A 21,204-nucleotide genomic window follows, 5' to 3' on the forward strand; every position below is an offset into this window, starting at 1 on the left:
CTGACCGATGTCCGTGACCGCCGTTCCGCTCCAGCCTGTCAAGCGGGCTTACAAGGTCTGGCTGTGGATCGGCGTGCTACTGGCGATTGCGCTCGCGGCCGGCCTTGCCTGGCTGGGTACGCGCGAGCAGGTCGCCGCCAAGGGCACCGATGCGCAGTATCTCGCCTGGAACAAGAGCCGCGCGGGCGTTCAGACCACCGCGTCGGGCCTGCAATATCAAGTGCTGGAGCCCGGCGAGGGCGGCAAGGCCGGCGAAGGCGACTATGTCGTCGCGCAATATGAAGGCCGCTTCCGCGACGGCACGGTGTTCGACAAGAGCGAGCGCGCGGTGCCGTTCCCGGTGCAGGCGGGCAGTGCGATCCCCGGCTTCCTCGAAGGCCTGAAGCTGATGCAGAAGGGCGGCAAATACCGCCTGTGGATCCCGTCGAACCTCGCTTACGGCGCGCCGGGGGTGCAGAGCCCCGATCCCGAGCGGGTGCCGCCCGATGCGATGCTGGTGTTCACCGTGAGCCCCGAGCGGATCCTTCCGGCCGCCGTCGTCCAGCAGATGATGATGCAGCAGCAGATGCAGCAGATGCAGCAGAGCGGCGGGGCTCCCGGTGGCCCGCCGCAGCCGCAGCGGGATGCTGGCCCAGGCGCGCCACGTTGATTCCTTCCTAGGCGTCCTGCGGCTGGCGGTCGGATGGCGAGTGATCAGCGCCCCACTGGCGCGGCGCTGTCGCGCTGAGGCAAGTGCAGCGGGCAAGGTTGCCGGCGATCAGTCGCCTTAGGCCTATTCGCCGAAAACATCGCTTGCATAAAATGACTACCGACGGATTTCACTTCGCTTTCTCGCGCTCCGCTTTCGCCATATGTCGGCGCCGCTCTCGCTGAGGGCCTTGAAAAAACGGAATTGGGTCTGGCAGGTGTCGACGATCGCGCCCCGCCGGTTGAAAGGGTTGGCCTCCAAGCCGAGGACCGGCTTGAAATTCGAACCCGTGTAATATGTCCCGAACAGATGATCCCAAATCGCAAAGTTGTTCGCGAAGTTGGTGTCATGGTGCTCTTGTATTTTAGAATGATGTATCAAATGATCGCGAGGTGATTGGATCACCCATTTGCCGATCCAGCCATGCCATGGGATCCGGCTGTGTTTTACGTAGCCGATCAAACCATAAATGGTCATGAAAAGAGGGAATGCGACTACGGGCACTCCTATAACAATTGCCGGCACGGTCATCGCGATGACGTTGATCGCTCGATCCAGGGGGTGCTCACGAAACACCGTTATCGTATTAAACTCTTCCGCCGAATGGTGAAATTCGTGTATCTTCCACAAAGCGGGTATTCGATGCATCAGGCGATGTTGCCAATACGCCATAAAGTCTGCGGCGATAAGATATACCGGCAGATGAATCCAAGTTGGGAGCATTGGCCCGACATCGAGGTTCAGCGCATTCTTCAACGCGCTAGCAAAGAAAAACGGAATACCCGCGGAAAATGCGATGGCGAGAAGGGTGATGACACCCGTAGTATAAAGAATAAAATACACTAAATCCAAGATCGTAGACCGGGACGGCGTGAAGAAAATTCTCTTCAGGCCAGAGTTCGCATATCCCACGTATCGAGCTTCTATAACAAGAACAAGCGCGGCCGCTAATATTGACGCGGCGAAGCTCAACATCAGTTCCTGCCATCCCGCGATGAAGGTGTTGTGCACGAAGTGCCACAACTTATCAGTGACGTGCGATATCATCTTTCCGTCCATACGATCGGGGTGTCACCGTGGGCTCGTGCGAGCATCCTGCACTAGGGGAAATGCGGCACGCGCGCTACGTCCAATCGCGCATCGAGTGCCCGATCACCTACTTCGGCCGCCAGCGCTACCCCCTTGGCTATGACAGCCGATTGGGGCATTGAGAGGTCGGGAATTGGACGGCGTCGCTCTGTGGGTGCTCCCGCCGGAACTAGATGGGTAATATATGTCGTCCCAGAAAATTATGAAATATAGCGACAGTATAGTGGCGGTTTTGTTCGCGATATTTCTGATATGCGCATTTTGTTTTGGAGGCTCTTCGCGCCCTGATGCGGGAACTCAAATAATCGTGCGCTTGGCTTCGGTTATTATGCTTGCCGTGGCGCTGTTTCTTTCTTCGGGTCGCGACCTCGCTCGAGTGAAGTTTCCGCTGTTGTTTCTCGGCTCGCTGACCGCGCTGATGATCATTCAGTCCATTCCACTCCCCCCATTTATCTGGACGGCCCTCCCAGGGCGCGAGCTTTTCGCTTCGGGAGCTTCGATCTTGGGTGTCGAGCAACCTTGGCGTCCGATAAGTCTCGCGCCAGACGCAACGCTCAACAGCATCTTGTCGACGCTTCCCGGTTTCGCCGCATTGGTGGGCTTGGCGTCCTTTCCCAAGGCACGCATGTCCTGGCTGCTTGCACTGGTGATCGGCTTGACGATGGTCAGCGCGACGATGGGGGTCTTGCAGATTTCCAGCGGCGAGCTCTATCTTTTCGACATCACCAATCGAGGCAGCAGCGTAGGATTTTTCGCCAATCGGAACCATCATGCCGCGCTGTTGACGGCGGTCCTTCCGGCGCTCGCGGCGCTTGCGATCTATCCGTCCGACCGCCTGGTCCAGTTGCGGCTCCCACTGGCATGCGCACTTGCGCTTTTTCTGGTTCCGATGGTCTTGATCACCGGCTCTCGTGCGGGATTGCTGTTATTACTGGTCGGGCTGGCCGGCGCGATGATGCTCGTGCGCCCGGCATGGCGAACGCGGAACGGGGCGCCGGCGGCCGTGCAGAGCTTCCTGGCGTCGCGGCTCGGCAAGGCGAGTACGTTCGGCTTTGCGATAGTGCTGATCGCGATCGTGGTGACGTCGATCGTTTTGTCGCGGGCATTGGCAATTCAGCGTCTCTTCGCTCAAGATGTGGAAGCCGACACGCGACTTCGCCTGTTCGGCGTGCTGGTCGATATGACGAAGAACTATTTCCCGGTCGGCAGTGGCTTCGGTTCGTTTCCGGTCGTCTTCAAAATCGTGGAGCCGGATTGGTATCTCGGCCCGTCATATTTCAACCATGCGCACAACGACATTCTCGAGGTTCTCATCGAAGGGGGAGGCGCGAGCCTGGCGCTGGGGCTTGGCTTCCTCATTTGGGCAATCCGCGCATCGATCCGCATCTGGCGTCCGGTACGGCAGCTGGAAGGAGCAATTCTCCTGGGGAGAATGGGCAGTCTCCAGGTGCTCATGCTGGTTCTCGCGAGTATCGCAGACTATCCTCTTCGCACCCCGCTCAACCAGGTGCTGTTCGTGATCGGGTGTGGTCTAATGGCGCTTGCCTCCGAAGCCGTGAAAAGGGCCGGGCCGGAGCGTCCGGAAGCCCCAAATCGTCGCGTTAGTCCGCGCGTTGCGGGATAGAAAGAGCTAGACGCGCGAGCGCGTGCTGGTCTAGTGCGCGGGGCGGCTTGGGATTCAACGCATGCCGTTCCGCTTCCTTTACTCTCGGGGTAATTTTTTTGTGAAATCGGCTCCGTTTTCCGTTTGCTTAGCGGGCTTATTGCTTGTTGGCTGCGCCGGCACGCCGCCCATTGAAAACCGGGCGGGGCTGCAGGTGGTGCGGACGAGCAGCCTGCCCGCTCCGACGCGGGCCGATCTTTCGGCTGGTGATCGCCCCTATCTTATCGGCCCTTTCGACAAGCTCACCATCGACGTTTTCGGCATTGAAGACCTGAGCAAGAAGGTGCAGGCGGACGCCAGTGGCCGGATCTCGGTGCCGCTGATCGGCGCGCTCGAGGCCGCGGGGCGAACCCCTTCCGAACTCGCGGACGAGATCGCCAAGCGATTGCGCGGCCGCTTCGTCCGCGATCCGCAGGTTACGGTGAACCTTGAGGAAACCGTAAGTCAGGTGATCACTGTCGACGGAGAAGTCAAAAAGCCCGGGCTGTACCCGGTCATCGGCCGGATGACCTTGCTGAGGGCCGTCGCCACCGCCGACGGGGCAACGGATTTAGCGCGCTTGGACGACGTAGTTGTTTTCCGGAATGTCGATGGGCAACGCTATGCTGCGGTCTACAACGTGAAGGCGATCCGCCGGGGCGTTTATGACGATCCCGAGGTTTATGCCAATGATCTCGTCATGGTGGGTACCTCCGGGAGGGCTCAGCTACTCAAGAACACAATTGCTGTGGGTCCGGCGCTTCTGACGCCGTTGATCTATCTCCTCGGGAGATGACTTTGTATAAGAATGAAGTGGCTGCCGAGTATTCGGATGGTGGCATGAGGCGCACTGACGGAGACCGCGCCGATATCTGGGATGGCAGCCCCTCGTCGCTGGAAGAGCCGCGCCAAATTCCGCTATTGTTGCAATATTGGCGCGTCGTACTTCGCTGGAAGTGGCTAATCGTGGCCATCATTACGGTGGCACTAGTCGCCGGCCTAATTGTGACGCTGTTCATGACGCGGCAATACACCGCCGTAGTGTCGATCGAGATTTCGCGTCAAGCGGACAAGATCGTTAACGTGCAGGGCGTGAAGCCGGAAGTTAGCAGCGTCGACACAGAGTTTTACCAGACTCAATATAGCTTGCTGCGCGCCCGCTCGCTCGCCGAGCGCGTCTCAGCGGATCTGAAGCTGGCGGAATCCGCCGAGTTTTTTGAAGCATTTGGTGTCGATATGAGTGAGGGCGGGTTATTTGCCGGGCCGCGTCCCGGACGCCTGACTGCTCAGCAGCGTGAAAAGCGCAACAAGGTCGCTGCGGATTTGTTACAGGGGAATATCTCGATTTCCCCGGTGCGCGGTTCCTCGTTGGTCGAAGTCCGTTTCACCAGTCCGAACCCCGCTTTGTCGCAGCGTGTCGCCAATGCTTGGGCAAATGCATTCATAGCGGCCAATCTCGACCGCAAATTCGATGCTTCCTCCTATGCGCGCAAATTCCTTGAAAGCCGGCTGGCGCAATTGCGTCAGCGATTGGAGGAGTCCGAGAGGAAGGTGGTCGAATATGCGGCCGACCAGAAGATCGTGAACATACCTGGCAATCAGGAAGGTGCCGGCGAGCGGTCGCTCGTCGCGGACGATCTCGCGCGTTTGAACGGCGAATTGGCCGAAGCGATCGCCGATCGCGTGAAGGCGGAGAGCCGAGTGAGCAGCGGCGGCGGTGCGACGGTGGAATCGCTGAGCAACAACGCCATCACCGCCCTGCGCACCAAACGCGCAGAGGTGGCGTCCGAATATGCGAACCTGCTGACCAAATTCGAGCCTGGCTATCCAGCAGCAGCGGCGCTTGCGTCACAGTTGAAGGAATTGGACCGCGCGATCGGACAAGAGGAAGGTCGCGTTCGTCAGGGCACGAGCAAGACTTATTCCGACGCCCGAGCCCGGGAGATCGACTTGCGGCAGCGGGTCGATACGCTGGTGAGCAGCGCGCTCGATCTGCGTCGTCGTAGTATTCAATACAATATGCATCAGCGCGATGCGGATACCAATCGTCAGCTCTATGATGCGCTATTGCAGCGCTACAAGGAGATCGGCGTCGCCGGCGGTATCGGTACCAACAATATCATGGTTGTGGATCCTGCCCAGCTCCCGCTCCAGCCAAGTAGTCCCAGATTGTTTCTCAACCTGCTGATCGCGTTGGTACTCGGCGCGGGGCTGTCGGCGGTAAGCGTTCTGGCACTCGAGCAAATCGACGAGGCGATCAAGGATCCGTCGGAGGTCGTGAGAGCCATGGGAGTGCCCAATCTCGGTACGATTCCAGCGGTGGCCGAGGGTGAGCCGCGTGCGATCCTGCTGGACCGCAAGTCACCCATGGCTGAGGCCTATCTATCGGTGCAAACGAACCTGCGCTTCTCGACGGACCACGGAATTCCGCGGTCGCTGGCGGTCACGAGCACCCGCGCGAGCGAAGGCAAATCGACTACTGCTTACGCACTTGCGCAGACGCTGGCGCGAATTGGGCGCAGCGTGATCCTGGTGGATGGCGACATGCGGTCTCCGTCGGTGCATGTGCTTCTGGATATTCCAAACGCTCGAGGCACGAGCAATTTCCTGGCGGGGGAGGACGACGTGGCCACGATGGTGGTGTGGGTTCCCGGGCTCGGTATCAATGCAATGCCGGCGGGTCCGCAGCCGCCTAACGCGGCAGAGCTTCTCAACAGCTCGCGGCTTCAACTTCTGATCGATCGTTTGCTGGAGACCCATGACCATGTGATCATCGATTCGCCGCCGGTATTGGGGCTGGCGGACGCGCCCTTGATCGGAAGTCAGGTCGAAGGCGTGATATACGCCGTCGAGGCGAACGGCGCGAGGTCGAGCATCATACGCGCGGCTACGGCGCGCCTTCGCAGTGCGAACGTCAATCTGCTGGGCGCCGTCCTCACGAAGTTCGACGCGAAAAAGGCTCATTTCGGTTATGGATATGAGTATGGCTATGGTTACGGCGAGAAGGACGCGGTGAACGCCGCTTGACAGACGGGGGCAGTCAATGCGTCGATCGAGATCCATCGCCTTACGTGGCATCGTCATTCTCGCAGTGTCGGCGGGGCTCGCGTTTGCGGTAGTGGCAGTGGGCATCGCCAACATTGCCGACAATAATGCGCCATCGAGGGCTCTGCGCTTTTACCCGTTCCACGGGGACGCCTTGGCCAATCAAGCCTTCAATACTTTACAGGGCGGCCGCCCCGCTGATGTCGCCCGTGCGGAGGAATTGGCGCGTCGTGCATTTTATCGGGATCCCACCTCGGTAGCGGCAGTGCGGACCTTGGGTCTCATCCAGGATGTTCGGGGCAAACGCAACCGTGCGTCTAGGGTGCTTGGGCACGCGCTGGCACTCAATCGCCGCGACTTGGTGACGCATCTCTGGCTCATCGAGTATAATGTCCAACGCGGCGACGCAGTGGGCGCACTTCGGCATTACGACATGGCATTGCGAACGTCGGCCGCCGCCCACCCAATCCTCATGCCGATTTTGATCGAGGCGTCGTCGGACCCGGGCATTCGCGCTCCGCTTACCCAATTCTTGGCCAAGCGGCCGGCTTGGGCATCGACGTTCATCCGCGAGATCATCGCAAAGGCTGATCCGGTGGACGCCGCTGTCGACCTGGAACGACGATTGGGCCGAGCCGGGGCACCCTTTTCTGCGCAGCAAGACGAAGACCTCGCAGTTCGGCTGGTGGCGGAAGAGCGCTTCGTCACGGCTGCGCAATTAATGAACCGAAACGCCGATCCAGCGACGGTGATCGACCCGGGCTTTGACTTCCGAAAGCGCGCGGGGGTTTTCTCTTGGGCGCTGCAATCGACCTATAGCCTGGGCGCAGGCGAGGACCTCGCGACTTCGAACCAGGCGGATCACGTTCTCTCGATCTTCAGCGCACCGGGGCAGGGAGGCGAGGTGGCGAGGCAACTCCTTATGCTGAAGCCGGGACGTTATCGCATTTCGTCAACCGCGAACGGGCTGACTCTGGTCCCGCCAGACCAAGGACGTTGGGTGGTAAGTTGCGCGGGACGCAACGGACGCGATATCGTCACGCTTAACCTGCTTGGGGGATCGGGTAGCCAGACAGGGGCGAACGCGTTCGAAGTGCCCGATTTGGGGTGCGTCGCGCAGTGGATCGCGCTCGTCCTCAAGGCACCAGCGGATACCGGTATCCAAGGCCAGGTAGAAAAGGTCGAAATCACGCCGCTTCGCTGACCCCCATCGAAGGCAGGCGCTGCCGTTCGGGCAGGTCACGCATCACATCGCGCAACGGAACCGCTACCTTGAAATTCTTTTTCATCACTAATTCGCCGGGGCTGGCGGCCTTTGCCGTGCGGGCTGGCGTGGACCGGATCTTCGTTGACCTTGAGATTCTCGGCAAGCAGGAGCGGCAGGGTCATCTCAACACGCTTATCAGCGGGCACAGTTTCGAGGATCTGCGGCGGGTGCGGGCGGCCGTGCCCGACGCCGAGCTCATGGCGCGGCTCAATCCCATGAACGCCGGGACGCAGGCTGAGGTAGACGAAGCGCTCGATGCCGGCGTGCCCATCCTGATGCTTCCGATGTTTCACGAGCCAGGCGAGGTGCAAGCCTTTGCCGACTGCGTACGAGGGCGTGCACGTATTTGCCTGCTGGCCGAAACGATCGGTGCCATGCAGACGATACGCGCTTGTGCCGAGACCCCTGGTGTTGACGAGATCCATATCGGGCTGAACGATCTGAGCTTGGATCTCGAGCTTCCCTTCATGTTCCAGCCGCTGGCCATGGGACTGGTCGACCAGATGGCAGAGCAAATCCGCGCCGCCGGCAAACCTTTTGGAATAGGGGGGGTGGCACGTATCGACGAAGGGTTGCTGCCCGCGCGGTGGATCTTGGGCGAGCACGCCCGCTTGGGATCGACCGCCGCGATCCTCTCGCGCACCTTCCATCGCCAGGCGGTGGACGTCACCGAAATCGAAGCGCAGATGGATTTTGCCGAAGAGCTTCGCCAGCTTCGGACTGCCTATCGAGACTTTTGCGGCGCCACGCCCGGCCAGCTCGAAGCCAATCACGCTCGGGTCTGCGACGCGATCGGCGAAATCGCTCGCGAAAAGGCGGCGCGGCCGCACCTGACCCCGCGTGGTGGCTAGGAACTTCTCGCGGCTGCTTCGTCCCGTCGTCGGAGCGAGTACCTTGCTGGCGGCTATGTTGCTGCTCGGCCGATTTTCGGGCCTGTTCCGCGAATTGGAATTGGCGCGGGCATTTGGGGTGTCGCGGGACGCGGATATCGCGGTCGTCTTGCTGACGCTTCCCGATTTGCTGGTGAATCTGCTTCTCACCGGGGGGCTCAGTGCCGCACTGGTGCCGCGTTTCAGACAATTGCCGCTCGACGAACGCGCCGCGCTATTCCGCCAGGCCTCGCTGTGGGCGACCGCTGCATTTTCAGCGGCAGGCATCGTACTCTGGTTGTACCCGATGATCATTTTCGGGGTGATCGCACCCGGTCTGCCGGGACTTTCCGACCTTGCGGGAGGCGCCGTCGTCGCGGGAGTCGCGATCGCGCTTCCGCTAACGGCATTGTCGGGTGTCACCGCCGCATATCTTAACGCGCAGGGCCGTTATCTCGTGGCGGGAGCGGGCACGCTGCTGTTCAACCTTTCGGTGATCGCCGCGCTGGTGGGGCATTCTCACGGGCCTGATATGCTGGCCATGCTCGCCCTGGCGATCGGAGCAGGCGCGGCATTTCGCCTCGTCTCGCAAGTGGCGGTCATGCCTCGATCGGCGATGAATTCACTCTCTCTGCGCCCGTTCGCCGACCGTGCCATGGTGCAGGCCTTTGCGGCGGGCGCCCTCGCGGCGGCGCTGACGCTGGTCCCTCAGATCGTGGTTCGTGCCGCCGCATCCCTCCTCGGCAGCGGAACGGTCGCGAGCTTCAATTATGCGCAGAAGCTGGTCGAGTTGCCAGTCGGGATCCTGATTACCACGATATCCACCGTCGCATTGACCAAGCTCAGCGGACTGATTGCCGAAAAGCGCGAAGCGGAAGTGCGCATCGAGCTGTTAAAGGATCTGCGCCTGGCGAGCCTGTTGGCAGCGCTGGTGGTGGTGTTCGCCCTTTTCTTCGCCGACGCGGTGGTGTCCTTGCTGTTCGGCCGGGGCCAGATGGATCCCGCCGCGCTTGCGCGCGTCGCTGCGCTCACCAGAGTCGCGTTCCTCTCCGTCCCGTTCGTGGCGATCAGTAGCCTGATGATCGCGTTTCTCAATGCGCACCTGCAGACGTCGATCGTGTTCAGAATCACGCTGTCGTGCGTCTTGACGCTGCCGCTCCTGGTAGCGCCGGGGCTGTGGTTGCGTTCAGACGGTCTTCTGATGGGCGCGGTGGTCGTCTTTCAGGCCATCCTTGCGATTTGGCTGGCGAGACGGGCGAATATAGGCCTCGCGGGCGGGGAGGGGGTTTTCGCCGGCAAGATGGTCAGGGCGCTTGCAATAGGTATTGCGGTTGCCATACCGTTCTTGGCAATGGGACTGGCACTTAAAGACTATTCGAATTTTTTACAGCTTGGTTTCGGCGGGGTTGGTTTTTTGTTGGCGTTGTTCTGTTCGGCCCGGGTGCTGCGGTGAAGCGGCTGTTCGATATTCTCGTGGCGGGTGCGACTTGCGGAATGCTCGCCATCCCCATGCTCGTGATCGCAGGGATCGTGCGCGTGTCGGACGGGGGGCCGGCGATTTTCCGACAGGTCCGCGTCGGCCGCGGGGGGCGGCCTTTCGAGATACTGAAGTTCCGCACCATGATCGTGAATGCCGAGAAAGCGGGAGGGTATCGCACTGCCGACCGGGATCCTCGCATCACCGCGATCGGCGCCTTTTTGCGACGGACCAGCCTCGACGAGTTGCCGCAGCTCCTCAATGTGCTGAAAGGCGACATGAGTATCGTCGGCCCCCGACCCGACGTGCCGTCGCAGGAAAGCGAATATGCGCCGGAGGATTGGCAGTTGCGGCACACTGTCCGCCCCGGAATCACCGGGTTGGCACAGGCGCTCAAGCGTTCTACTGCGACCCCTGAGGAGCGCACTGCGATCGACCTTCGCTATGTCCGCTCGGCCTCGTTTCTGCTCGACTTGAGGATTATCTTGATGACCGCCCGACAGTTGCTTGCAAGGACGGGGAACTGACGTGTGCGGCATATTCGGATATTTTGACAGGTCCAGGTCTTCGCTTGGCCAGGACGTTCTTCGGAACGCCGGGCAGGCTATCGAGCATCGTGGTCCCGACGACCATGGCATATTCTCAGCCGAGGGTGTGGCCCTGGGCAACCAGCGACTGTCGATCATCGACGTTGCGGGCGGACATCAGCCGTTCGTATCTGACGATGGTCAGATCATCGTCGTGCAGAACGGCGAGATATTCAATCATGTCGAGCTTGCGCAGGAGCTCGCACAGAGCGGCTATCCGTGCCGCACCCACTCCGACACGGAAACCCTGCTTCGCCTTTACGAGCGCGAAGGGATCGATTTCCTTCATCGCCTGAATGGCATGTTCGCCATTGCCATCTTCGATCGGCGCGAGGGCGCGCTGTATCTGGCGCGGGACCGGGTTGGCGTAAAGCCGCTTTATGTCCACGATCAAGGCGGGCGGATCGTTTTCGGCTCGGAGATCAAGGCCATGACTCCGATGATCGGGGGCTTGCCCGACCTCGATGTCGAGGCGCTGCACCATTATCTGACCTTCAATTACGTTCCCCCGCCCTTCACCATTCGTCAGGGCACCCGGCACCTCATGCCCGGAACCGCGATGAAAGTGACGCGCGACGCCACCACTACGTGGCGCTGGTGGGATTTGTCGGAAGTCGCTCCGGAGCACGGCCGGCCCGAAGCCGACTGGATCGAAGAGTTCAACGCGATCCTCGAGGATGCAGTTCGCCTGCGGATGCGTTCGGATGTGCCCTTTGGTGCGTTTCTCTCGGGCGGCGTCGACTCGAGCAGCATCGTCGGCCTGATGGCGCGGCAGCGTCCGGAGCCGATAAAGACCTTCTGCATCGGCTTCGACGATCCGCGGTACGATGAATCGTCTTTCGCCCAGACGGCTGCAGATCGCTTCGCGACCGATCACGTCATGGAGCGCGTGGCGTCCGACATGCTCGATCTGTGGCCGATGGCGATCTACCATTGCGATCAGCCCCATGGCGACGTGTCGTTCCTGCCGACCTATCGAGTCTCGAAGCTCGCGGCGGAACATGTCAAAGTCGTTCTGACCGGCGATGGGGGCGACGAGCTTTTCGCCGGCTACGACAAGTATCGCGACTTTTTCGCGGCACCGGGCGTTCTCGAAAGCGACGATGAGAGCTTTCGCCGCCAGTATTTCGACAGCATCTCGCTCTTCGGTCATGAAAAAAAGCTGAAATTGTATCGGCCGGCCACCCGCGCGTCGATGTCGGGTGTGGATTCGTTCGATGTCGCGCGGCAGTGGTTCGATCAAGTGCCGCACCAGGATCGAATCAATCAGGCGCTGTATCTCGATACCCAATTGCTCCTGTCGGGCAACAACCTCGTCAAACCAGATCGCATGGGAATGGCCGTGTCGATCGAGGCCCGCACTCCCTTTCTCGACTATCGGATGATGGAATTCGCCTTCAGGATGCCGGGCGAGCTCAAGTTGCGCGGCGGCGTCACCAAATATCTCTACAAAAAGGCAGTGGCGCCGCTGATCGGCGAGGATCTCGCCTATCGCAAGAAGCAGATGTTCACCGTTCCTGTCGGCGACTGGTTCAAAGGGCGGCTGAGCGGCTATTGCAGCAGCCATATCGAGCGCCTGCTGCAGACGAGCAGCCATTTCGAGGCTGCGCCGGTGCGCAAGCTGCTCGAGGATCACGTTTCCGGCGAAGCCAACAATACGCGCGAATTGCGAGCCGTCATTGCGGTTGATCATTCGATCAATATGGCGAGCGAAGCGCAGGTGGCCGCTTGAGGCCACGCTCCAACGGGAGGCCAACGCTTTTGCCCACAAGCCTCGATGAAGTTTCCGTTGGGGGGGTAGAGGCCTCAACCGAGAGCGTTTCGGGCGTCGGCGTCGCGGGAGGGCGGTTGCACGCGCTGGATGCGTTGCGCGGCTTTTGCGCCATCGGCGTCGCGGTCTATCACTATCGTTTGTGGAGCGCACTCGCCGTGCCGGCGCCGGTGGAAGGCCTTCTCGCCTTTCTGGGTACCTATGGCGTCTCCATCTTTTTCATTCTGAGCGGCTATAGCCTCGCCCACGCTTATCAGCGGCGCTTCGACGGCGCACTTTCCGGAGAGCACGTACTTTCGTATCTCCGTCGCCGTCTGGCGCGGCTGGGGCCGCTCTTCGCGGTGACGGTGCTGCTCTCGATCGCAGGTAAAATCGCCACCGGCGGCGATGTGCCGGATCCGTTCACTGCCTTGGCGAGCATCCTGCTGATCTTCGGCTTCGTCGATCCTGCCAACACGCCGGTCATCGGCGGGTGGAGCATCGGCGTCGAAGTGGTTTTCTACGCGTTTTTCCCGTTCATGATGCTGCTGCGCCGCTTTGCTTTTGCATTTCTGGCGCTCTCGCTGTTCCTTACCGCCTGGGTCAGTTGGCGGCTCGCGTCTCTCCCCGATCTACCAGCCGGCTGGCACTGGTATGTCCATCCGGCAAACCAGATGATCTTCTTCGCCGGAGGCGTTTTCATGCGTCTGCACGCGGACAGATGGTGCGCGTGGAAGCAGGGCACGTGGCTGGCGTTGCTTGGCTGCGTGCTTGTGGTGGCAGTCCTGGTCGCGACCGGAGTGAGCGAACTCGAACTGGTCACCGGCTGGCGGCGCGTGCTGCTAGTGTCGGGGGCCTTGCTGATCGTGGCGGCCCTGGGCGCGATCGGCACCCCTCGCAGTTTGGCCAAGACCGCGGAGGTTCTCGGCGGGCTCAGCTATCCGCTCTATCTGCTGCATCCATTATTATATTTTCTGTCGTCGCGATTTATCCCGGTTAGCGTGCCCTCCATTCTCCTGCTGGCTGCTTTGGCCATCGTCGGCGCGATTTTTGTCGACCGATTTGTCGACATGCCGCTTCAGCGACGGCTGAAGGGGGCAAGCTGGTGACGGTCGAAAGCTCGAGTACGCGGCTCGAGGCGCTCGACTGGATTCGAGGCATCGCCTCGATGTGGGTGGTCCTCTACCATGTCGACCTGACGCTTCAGAAGGCGAAGTATTTCGGTCTGCCGCCGCTATCGCCGGTCACCGCGGTCGGTTATCGCGGGGTCGAGCTGTTTTTCGTGCTGAGCGGATTCATCATGGCGCGATCCTATGCCCGCGGTGCCGCGGCCGGATGGCACGATGCAATCGACTTCGCCATTCGTCGGATATTCCGGATATTCCCGCTGTACCTCATCGTCTCGATTCCCTTGTTCGTGGTGGCTGCGTCCGCCGGGATCGGCAGGCCCCCCGCCGATGTCGCCCTCGATGCGTCGCTGTTCTTCAAGAATCTGTTCCTGCTGCCGCGCGACGACCTGTCGACCTTCATCCCGGTAAGCGCCTGGACGCTCTCCCACGAATTGATGTTCTATGCGGTCTTCCTGATCTGGTTCTTCGCGCCGCGACTGTTCATCGCTGCGCTGACGCTCTGGGCGGGGCTGAGCCTGGTCCTGACGCTGTTGGACGTCCGACCCGCCGGATGGCAGATGCAGACGAATGCGCTCAATGCCTATTTCCTGGCAGGAGCGGCATGTTCGATGCTCGGCCGGCTGGGGAGACCCCGCCATCTCTGGGTATTGGGGCTTGCCGCGGCGATGCTATTGTCCGCAGCGATATCCCTGGAAGCCGCATCGCGCGCCGCCGGGATTGCCGCACATGCCTGCTACGCCGCCGCGTTCTGCCTGATCGTGTATTGCTTGTCTTTCGGCACGCCTTCCCTGCCGCGTTTCATTGAGGCGCCGATGCGCTATCTAGGCCGTATATCCTATGGCATTTATCTGGTGAACTATCCTCTGGTGGTGGTGATCGCCCTGGTCTGCATCAAGGCTGGCCTGCATGCTTACGCCGTGCCGCTGGTGATGCTCGGTGCCATCGGCGCGACCATCCTGGTGTCCGACCTTTTGCACCGCTTTGTTGAGCGTCCCGGAATCGCGCTTGGCCGGCGGGTATTCCGCAAGCCCTTGTCGGTTGCGCGGCAGGAAGTGATCCGATGAGTTCGACTCGTGCGACGCGCAGCGCCTTTTATGGGCTCGCCTTTTTGGTGATGCTGGCGCTGTATATCTATCTTCTGATACACTTTGAGCGAACAATCTTTTCTCCGCGGCCGGGACGTGTCGTTGATTCTGCCGATGGTTTCGAGTCGACGATAACGAACTTCATCTACGGATTCGGAGATTCTCCGCTCTGGCTGTACGCGCGATACTATATCGTTCTCCCAATTCTGGCATTGGAAGATCACGCATTTTCTCCGGTGCTTGAAGGTTTGTATCTGCTTATCTATTCCCTGCCGGTGGTATTATGGACTCCGCCAGGAAGGAACAATAATCCGGCTCAGTTGCTGCTCATCGTCATTCCGGTTTTTATCAGTTTCCGGCTGGCCATTTGCATGTACGCGATGGCATATCTGTTGATTTTTATCATAGATCGTCGCGCTAGGCCGTTGACCTTGCTGTGGTATTCAGCGACCGTGTTCTTGAGCTCGTCGACGATGTACATCTTCCTGTTGTATTTTCCGCTGTTTGTCTGGAAGCGGATTAGGACTGTGCATCTCGCCCTCAAGATCACGTTCGTGATTCTCTTTCTCCTGGTCATCACACAATTCTTCGACAAGTCGGCCGCCCTGCTGGATCGCTCGCTATCGGGCGAAGTGCTGAGCACCGCTGCAGCGGCGGGGCTGGATTATTCGGGGAGCGTGACGGGATTTTTCCTGGCGATGCTGACCGGCAATCCATTCTTCACGGCGATGGTTTCAGGCCAATATGATCGCCTTTTCGTGTTGGTACCGTCGCTGATTTTCGCCGTGGCGCTGCTCGTGATATTGTGGCGCCGGAAGCATCGGCACATCGTCGGCTTCCTGTTCATCCTGCTTACGTCGATGCTCTCGGAAGGCATAGGATCCTATTCGGTCGCCGTCGTGATATACATGATTATCATTCATTATCGGGACCTGCTGCTGGCCCGCCCGGCGCAGCGGCTTGTTCCCAGTGGCGGTCCAAGGCCCTCGCGGCAGCGTCCGTCGCCTTATACGCGGGAGTTACAATGACAACGCAGACCTCGCTTGCCAGCGCCTTCAATGCGCGCAGCTCGTTCTTCGCCCACCGGTCGTCGGCGATGTTCCCAGTCCGCATCACCAGGACGAGCGATCTGCACATCGTATTCCTGAACTATTGGCTGGTGAAGAATGGCACGCGCGCGATCGGCGTGAACCTGCGTCTCTATGATGCGGACGGCCAACTCATGGTCCGGACCTCGCTCGAGAGTATCGAGGTGCACAACGATATCTCGATCCGCGCCGGCCTCGTCGAACCGAACGCCCTCCCGATGCCGTTCGAGGGCATGGTCGAGGTGGAGATCGTCTCCAGCGAGAATCTGCGCTTCACGTTTCCCGCTATTCTCGCCGTCTACGAGTCCAACGGGTGTTTTAGTTCGGTGCATTCCGCCGGACGCGTCCGCAATGCGGATGAAGTGAAGAGCCGCTCCACCTCGGAAGAGACGAACTGGACGTGCAAGTTCGTCCCTGGCGAGGGTGGGCGTCATGCCGTGACTCCGTTCTTCCATTATTTTGTCGGCGCCGAACCCTTGGCGGGTCACGAGCGGATCGAAGTCAATCTACGCGATCCCAGGGGCCACGTGGTCACCACGCGCAGCGTGGACGTCGGACACATGACGCCCTTCTCTTCACGCATCTTCTTCGCGGATGAAATATTCGATCTGGCGGACGTGGCAGAGGGATCGTTCCTCTCGGTCAAGCTCGCCGCATATGACGTGTTTCCGCGGCTGGTGGTTGGCAACTATCATCGCGGACCGGACTTTCTGGAAGTGACCCACTCGTTTCCGCTGACCGAATTCCTCGACTTTTGCCCGGTTCCCGACCCGGTGGCGGCCGCGGGAACTTTCGGATCGCTATTGACGGCGCAGACCGCATCCGGGCTGGCGCTCAGCGTTCGCGTATTTCCGACCAATTGCCGAGGGAGCGTGGAGGCCTCCGTCGATACCAAGCGCTTTTCCGACGCGCGCCTGGCGGCAACCGGCGAGCGGTTCGACATGGCATCCGAGCCCGGCACCCCCGGCATCGAATTCGTGCTGGCTCCCGAGGAAGAGATGCGCGTGCTGCATCTGCGCGGCAACGAAATACCGTCGCGGCTCAACGCCTCGTACCGATATAGCGTTGCGGGCACCGATGGCCGCTTTTCCACCGATATCGCAACCGGTGCCAAGTCCAGCGTCTATCCGCCCAAGGGGCGGCATTGGGGGCACGGCTGCGTGGGTGGGGGATTCGAAAGCGTCATCCTGTTTCACAACAACACCCACACGCCTACAGCTACGCGCGAGAATGTCGGCGAGATCAGGATCGTTGGCGATGGTATCGACCGAACCTTCCCGGTGGCGGTCGAAGCGGAATCCTGCGTCGCCTTGAACCTCGCTTCGCTGCTCGATCTGCCGGATAGCGGCGAACCGCGATTTCTCTCATGGTTCCTCTCGATGAAGGTTCCGGTTGGCGAAACCTTCTGGGTCTCCTATCGGCCGGATGGCGCCATCTTTGGCGAGCACGGCTTCTAAGGCGGAAGTTCGAGCCGAAGAGCATTTTTGGGGGGCGTTTTGTCGTCACTGTTGTTTGTTGCCTACGGAGGGGGACATGCCGCCATGTTGGCCCCCGTGGCGATTATGGCGGTGGAAGCTGGGCATGACGTCCGGTTCCTCGCGCTCACCACAGCGCGGCGGATGGTGGAGGCGCGCGGGATTCCGGCGATCGGTTTCGCGGACCTGACCGAATTTGCCGCACCCGGTGCAGCGCATTTCGGCGCCGAACTCGCGGCGGGGCTCGCGCCAGGTGGCCCGGTGTCGATCGAAGAGAGTGCTGCCTATCTCGGCGCGTCGTTCGCGGAGTTGGCATCGGACGTGGGCGAGGCCGAAGCGCGTCGTCTTTACGCCGAGAAGGGGCGGCACGCCTTCCGGCCGACCGGCTTCTTCCGCCGCTGGCTCGCGGCCTTGCGGCCCGACGCCGTGATCGCCACCAATTCTCCGCGCGCGGAGCAGGCCGCGATCTTGGCAAGCGGCGAGTTGGGCATTCCGAGCGTTTGCGCGGTCGATGTATTCGCGCTCCAGGAAGTGCGCTGGGTCGGGCAGCCCGGCTATGCCGACCGTTTGTGCGTCATCAACGAGCAGGTTCGACAGATGATGCTGGAGCACGGCCGGCGGGCTGACGAAGTCGTCGTCACCGGCAACCCGGCTTTCGACCGCCTGACTGCGCCCGAAGCGGCCGAGTTGGGCCGGCGCTATCGCGACGGGCGAGGCTGGGACGATGGAAAGCGGACGATTCTATGGGCTTCGCAGATCGAGCCCGAGTTTCACCCCTTCGACGGCCGCGCAGGCGACCCCGACCTACCTCGCAAGGTCGAGCGCGAGCTGCGGGAATTGGTCCGGGCCAACCCGGAGTATCGGCTGCTGGTCCGGTACCATCCGAGCGAACGCGTTGCCTTTGTGGCCGAACCGGGCGTTGAGTTAAGCGGACGAGAAGAGAATCTCGATGCCGTATTGAATGCTGTGGATATTGTCGTAGTAACGGCGTCGACCGTGGGACTGGAGGCCGCCATAGCGGGGCGTCCGGTCATTTCAGTGGATTGTTCCGTATTCACCGCGGACACGCCTTACGCGCGGTTCGGGATCTCGGTCGGCGTGGACGCGCCGAGCGACGTGACCCGGGCGATCAAGGCGGTGCCTGTGCGCGCAGCTGCTTTCGGAGCGCAATTTGGCGTGGCCGGTGGGGGACACGCTACGGCTCGAGTGTTCGACGTGATCCAAGAATTAATGATGGAGTGTTGATGTGAGTTCCATTCCTTATCCGAGCAAGGTCGACAAGACCAAATTTGCCCCGGACGTTTCCAATCCGGAAACGAAATACGGCCTTCCTTCCGAAGTGCGCTTTTGCAGCCGTTGCGTCATTTCCAATCAGCGGCCAAATTCCGCAGTGGAATACAAGCACACCAAGGACAGCAAGAAAGTCACCATTCAGTTCGACGAGCACGGTGTTTGCGACGCCTGCCGGTTCGCCGAGAAAAAGCACAATAGCATCGACTGGCAGGAACGTGAGCGCCAGCTCGTTGAACTGTGTGACCGCCATCGCAGCAAAGATGGTCAATACGACTGCATCGTTCCTGGTTCCGGCGGCAAAGACAGCTTCTACGCTTCGCACATCTTGCGCACCAAATACGGCATGCACCCGCTCACCGTGACGTGGGCACCGCATGTGTATACCGATTGGGGATGGAAGAACTTCCAAGCCTGGATCCATGCGGGTCACGATAATTTGCTGACCACTCCGAACGGGCGCGTGCATCGGCTGCTGACGCGGCTGGCGGTGGACAATATCTTCCACCCGTTCCAGGCATTCATGTTCGGTCAGAAGTCCCTCGCGCCAAAGATGGCGCTGCTCCACAAAATTCCGCTGGTATTCTTTGGCGAAAATGAAGCCGAGTACGGGAATCCGATCGGAGACACCGATAGCGCGAAGCGCGACTGGTCCTACTTCACCTCCGACGATCAGTCGCAGGTGAGCCTGGGTGGCGTTTCCGTTGCGGAGCTCAAGGAAAATTACGGCGTGGAGCAGCAGGATCTTCTCCCGTACCTGCCTGCCGATCCCAACCAGATCGAGGAGCAGAATGTCGAGGTTCACTACCTAGGCTATTATCTGAAGTGGCATCCACAAAGCTGCTATTATTATGCGGTTGAGCATGGCGGGTTTCAGGCCTCCCCGGAGCGCACGCCCGGAACGTATAGCAAGTACAATAGCATCGATGATCGGATCGACGACTTTCATTACTATACCACGGGCGTCAAATTCGGTCTTGGGCGTGCCAGCTACGACGCGGCGCAGGAAATTCGTTCCGGTGATATCACCCGCGAAGAGGGTTCGGCGCTCGTCCGGCGCTTTGACCACGAGTTTCCCGAGCGTTTTGCCGACGAGATCTTCGAGTATTTAAGTATCCCGGAGCGCGAGTTCCCCGCAGCCAGCCAGATGTTCGAGCAGCCGACCCTGGACCGGGAATATTTCGCGACTTTGGCTGACACCTTCCGTTCTCCGCACCTGTGGAAGTGGGAGGATGGTTCCTGGAAGCTCCGTCACGCCGTTTGGCACGATGCGTCGGTCAGCGTCTGAGAGTTCGGATTCAGGTGACACCCGATGAGTAACCTTCGCATCATACCGCGCCTCGATATCAAGGGCCCGAACCTCATCAAAGGGGTCCGGCTGGAGGGGTTGCGGGTGATGGGCGATCCGCAGGAGTTTGCGGTGCGCTATTACGAGGCTGGCGCGGACGAGCTCGTCTATATGGACATCGTCGCCAGCCTCTATGGCCGCAACAACCTGTCGGATATCATCAGTCGCGCTGCCGACCAGGTCTTCATTCCCATCACGGTGGGAGGCGGAATTCGTTCGGTAGAGGACGCGCGGCACATCTTGCGTTCGGGAGCCGACAAGGTCGCGATCAACACGGCGGCTATCGCGCGACCCGAATTGATCACCGAAGTCGCGCGCCGATTCGGATCGCAGGCGATGGTTCTGTCGGTCGAGGCCAAGCAAATTGCTGCGGGGCGATGGGAAGCTTATACCGACAATGGCCGAGAGCGGACGGGGCTCGACGTCGTTGAGTGGGTACAGCGTGCAGTGGAGCTCGGCGCCGGCGAGGTATTGCTGACTTCGGTCGATAGGGAAGGGACCCGCAAGGGCTTCGAAACCGATCTGATCGAGGCGGTCAGCAGGAAGACGGGCGTCCCCGTGATTGCGAGTGGTGGCATGGGCTCGATTAAGGACTTCATCTCGGCCGCCAAAAGCGGCGCCGACGCGATTTCGATGGCCGATGTCTTGCACTATGGGCGCATGACGATTCCGGAAATCAGAATGGCGGCCCGTGATGCCGGCCTGCCCGTAAGGTTGACGTAATGACTAGCAAGGTCACGATTCTCGATTATGGCATGTGCAACCTCCTGAACGTTGCCCGAGCGTTTCAAGTGTTGGGAGCCGACGTGCTGGTCACCGACGATGCTGCGACCGCCGCCGCGGCCGAGCGACTTGTCGTTCCCGGCGTCGGAGCGTTCAAGGATAGCGTGGACGAAGTGCAGGGGCGAGGGTTCGACCAAGTCATCCGCGACTATGTTGCTACCGGACGCCCGTTTTTGGGGATCTGCGTTGGCATGCAGATGCTGTTCGATGCCAGCGAGGAATTCGGAGAGCATCGCGGACTAGGCCTGCTTCCGGGTCGGGTGCGGGGGGTTCCTGCGCTGACCACCGAGGGCGCGCCGCAACGGGTGCCGCATATCGGCTGGAATCATCTCGTCGTTCCTGAAGCCCGCCGCTCATGGGAAGGTACCTTCCTTGATAATTGCGTGGACGAAAGCCCCAGCGTATATTTCGTGCATTCCTTCGCCGCGGTCCCCGAACTGGAAAGTGATCGGCTGGCGGATTGCATTTACGGCGGTCATCGGCTTTGCGCCGCCGTCCAGCGCGACAATCTGATGGCGGTCCAATTCCATCCGGAACGCAGCGCACGGCAGGGGCTTGGCATGCTCCAGGGCTTCATGCAGCTTTGAATTG

The 21,204-nt window shown here is 60.5% G+C and carries 18 protein-coding genes; 17 read left to right on the top strand and 1 reads right to left on the bottom strand.

Features of this window, described 5'->3' with window-relative positions; translation table 11 throughout:
* The first annotated feature begins 7 nt into the window (after positions 1–7).
* On the top strand, positions 8–649 hold the full coding sequence (locus E5A73_RS18295; protein WP_135965277.1) for an FKBP-type peptidyl-prolyl cis-trans isomerase: 642 nt from the start codon (positions 8–10) through the stop codon (positions 647–649).
* Between the two features lie 156 nt (positions 650–805).
* Here the strand turns inward: E5A73_RS18295 and E5A73_RS18300 are convergent, their stop codons facing one another.
* Positions 806–1,747 carry a sterol desaturase family protein gene (locus tag E5A73_RS18300; protein ID WP_135965278.1) on the bottom strand — a complete coding sequence of 314 codons (942 nt, stop codon included), beginning with the start codon at positions 1,745–1,747 and terminating at the stop codon, positions 806–808.
* 343 nt (positions 1,748–2,090) lie between these two features.
* On the opposite strand from E5A73_RS18300, the gene E5A73_RS18305 reads away from it, so the two are divergent.
* From E5A73_RS18305 to hisH, 16 genes are all read left to right on the top strand, one after another.
* On the top strand, positions 2,091–3,401 hold the full coding sequence (locus E5A73_RS18305; RefSeq protein WP_168355980.1) for an O-antigen ligase family protein: 1,311 nt from the start codon (positions 2,091–2,093) through the stop codon (positions 3,399–3,401).
* Positions 3,402–3,462: 61 nt separating this feature from the next.
* Entirely contained in the window at positions 3,463–4,215 is a 753-nt protein-coding gene (locus tag E5A73_RS18310; RefSeq protein WP_135965280.1) for a polysaccharide biosynthesis/export family protein, read from the top strand.
* 44 nt (positions 4,216–4,259) lie between these two features.
* Positions 4,260–6,446, top strand: coding sequence for a GumC family protein (locus E5A73_RS18315; protein ID WP_168355981.1), 2,187 nt, complete (start codon positions 4,260–4,262; stop codon positions 6,444–6,446).
* A gap of 97 nt (positions 6,447–6,543) precedes the next feature.
* Complete coding sequence (locus E5A73_RS18320; RefSeq protein WP_135965282.1) at positions 6,544–7,668, top strand: tetratricopeptide repeat protein; 1,125 nt, start codon at positions 6,544–6,546, stop codon at positions 7,666–7,668.
* A gap of 68 nt (positions 7,669–7,736) precedes the next feature.
* Positions 7,737–8,582: an aldolase/citrate lyase family protein gene (locus E5A73_RS18325; RefSeq protein WP_168355982.1), complete on the top strand. Its 846-nt coding sequence runs from the start codon at positions 7,737–7,739 to the stop codon at positions 8,580–8,582.
* A 43-nt stretch (positions 8,583–8,625) separates the two neighbouring features.
* Positions 8,626–10,053: a lipid II flippase MurJ gene (locus E5A73_RS18330; RefSeq protein ID WP_135965284.1), complete on the top strand. Its 1,428-nt coding sequence runs from the start codon at positions 8,626–8,628 to the stop codon at positions 10,051–10,053.
* A complete protein-coding gene (locus tag E5A73_RS18335) occupies positions 10,050–10,604 on the top strand; it encodes a sugar transferase (RefSeq protein WP_135965285.1) in 555 nt (184 codons plus the stop codon). Before E5A73_RS18330 ends, E5A73_RS18335 begins: the two co-directional genes overlap by 4 nt.
* Before the next feature lies 1 nt (position 10,605).
* Positions 10,606–12,396 carry an asparagine synthase (glutamine-hydrolyzing) gene (gene asnB / locus E5A73_RS18340; RefSeq protein ID WP_135965286.1) on the top strand — a complete coding sequence of 597 codons (1,791 nt, stop codon included), beginning with the start codon at positions 10,606–10,608 and terminating at the stop codon, positions 12,394–12,396.
* A gap of 116 nt (positions 12,397–12,512) precedes the next feature.
* Positions 12,513–13,523, top strand: a complete 1,011-nt coding sequence (locus E5A73_RS18345) for an acyltransferase family protein (RefSeq protein WP_168355983.1) — start codon at positions 12,513–12,515, stop codon at positions 13,521–13,523.
* Positions 13,520–14,608, top strand: coding sequence for an acyltransferase family protein (locus tag E5A73_RS18350; RefSeq protein WP_135965288.1), 1,089 nt, complete (start codon positions 13,520–13,522; stop codon positions 14,606–14,608). The genes E5A73_RS18345 and E5A73_RS18350 overlap by 4 nt, the downstream gene beginning before the upstream one ends.
* Positions 14,605–15,657: a hypothetical protein gene (locus tag E5A73_RS18355; RefSeq protein ID WP_135965289.1), complete on the top strand. Its 1,053-nt coding sequence runs from the start codon at positions 14,605–14,607 to the stop codon at positions 15,655–15,657. Before E5A73_RS18350 ends, E5A73_RS18355 begins: the two co-directional genes overlap by 4 nt.
* Positions 15,658–15,815: 158 nt before the next feature.
* Positions 15,816–17,174: a hypothetical protein gene (locus E5A73_RS18360; RefSeq protein WP_135965290.1), complete on the top strand. Its 1,359-nt coding sequence runs from the start codon at positions 15,816–15,818 to the stop codon at positions 17,172–17,174.
* A 96-nt stretch (positions 17,175–17,270) separates the two neighbouring features.
* The gene (locus tag E5A73_RS18365) at positions 17,271–18,437 is read left to right on the top strand and encodes a glycosyltransferase family protein (RefSeq protein ID WP_168355984.1); all 1,167 of its coding nucleotides are present in this window, start codon (positions 17,271–17,273) and stop codon (positions 18,435–18,437) included.
* 1 nt (position 18,438) lies between these two features.
* The gene (locus E5A73_RS18370; protein WP_135965292.1) at positions 18,439–19,770 is read left to right on the top strand and encodes an N-acetyl sugar amidotransferase; all 1,332 of its coding nucleotides are present in this window, start codon (positions 18,439–18,441) and stop codon (positions 19,768–19,770) included.
* A 24-nt stretch (positions 19,771–19,794) separates the two neighbouring features.
* Positions 19,795–20,553 (top strand): imidazole glycerol phosphate synthase subunit HisF, encoded by a 759-nt coding sequence (gene hisF, locus E5A73_RS18375; RefSeq protein ID WP_135965293.1) that lies wholly within the window; start codon positions 19,795–19,797, stop codon positions 20,551–20,553.
* Complete coding sequence (gene hisH / locus E5A73_RS18380; RefSeq protein WP_135965294.1) at positions 20,553–21,200, top strand: imidazole glycerol phosphate synthase subunit HisH; 648 nt, start codon at positions 20,553–20,555, stop codon at positions 21,198–21,200. Before hisF ends, hisH begins: the two co-directional genes overlap by 1 nt.
* Positions 21,201–21,204: the final 4 nt, after the last annotated feature.

The organism is Sphingomonas gei (assembly GCF_004792685.1).
GTDB classification, from domain to species: Bacteria; Pseudomonadota; Alphaproteobacteria; order Sphingomonadales; family Sphingomonadaceae; genus Sphingomonas; species Sphingomonas gei.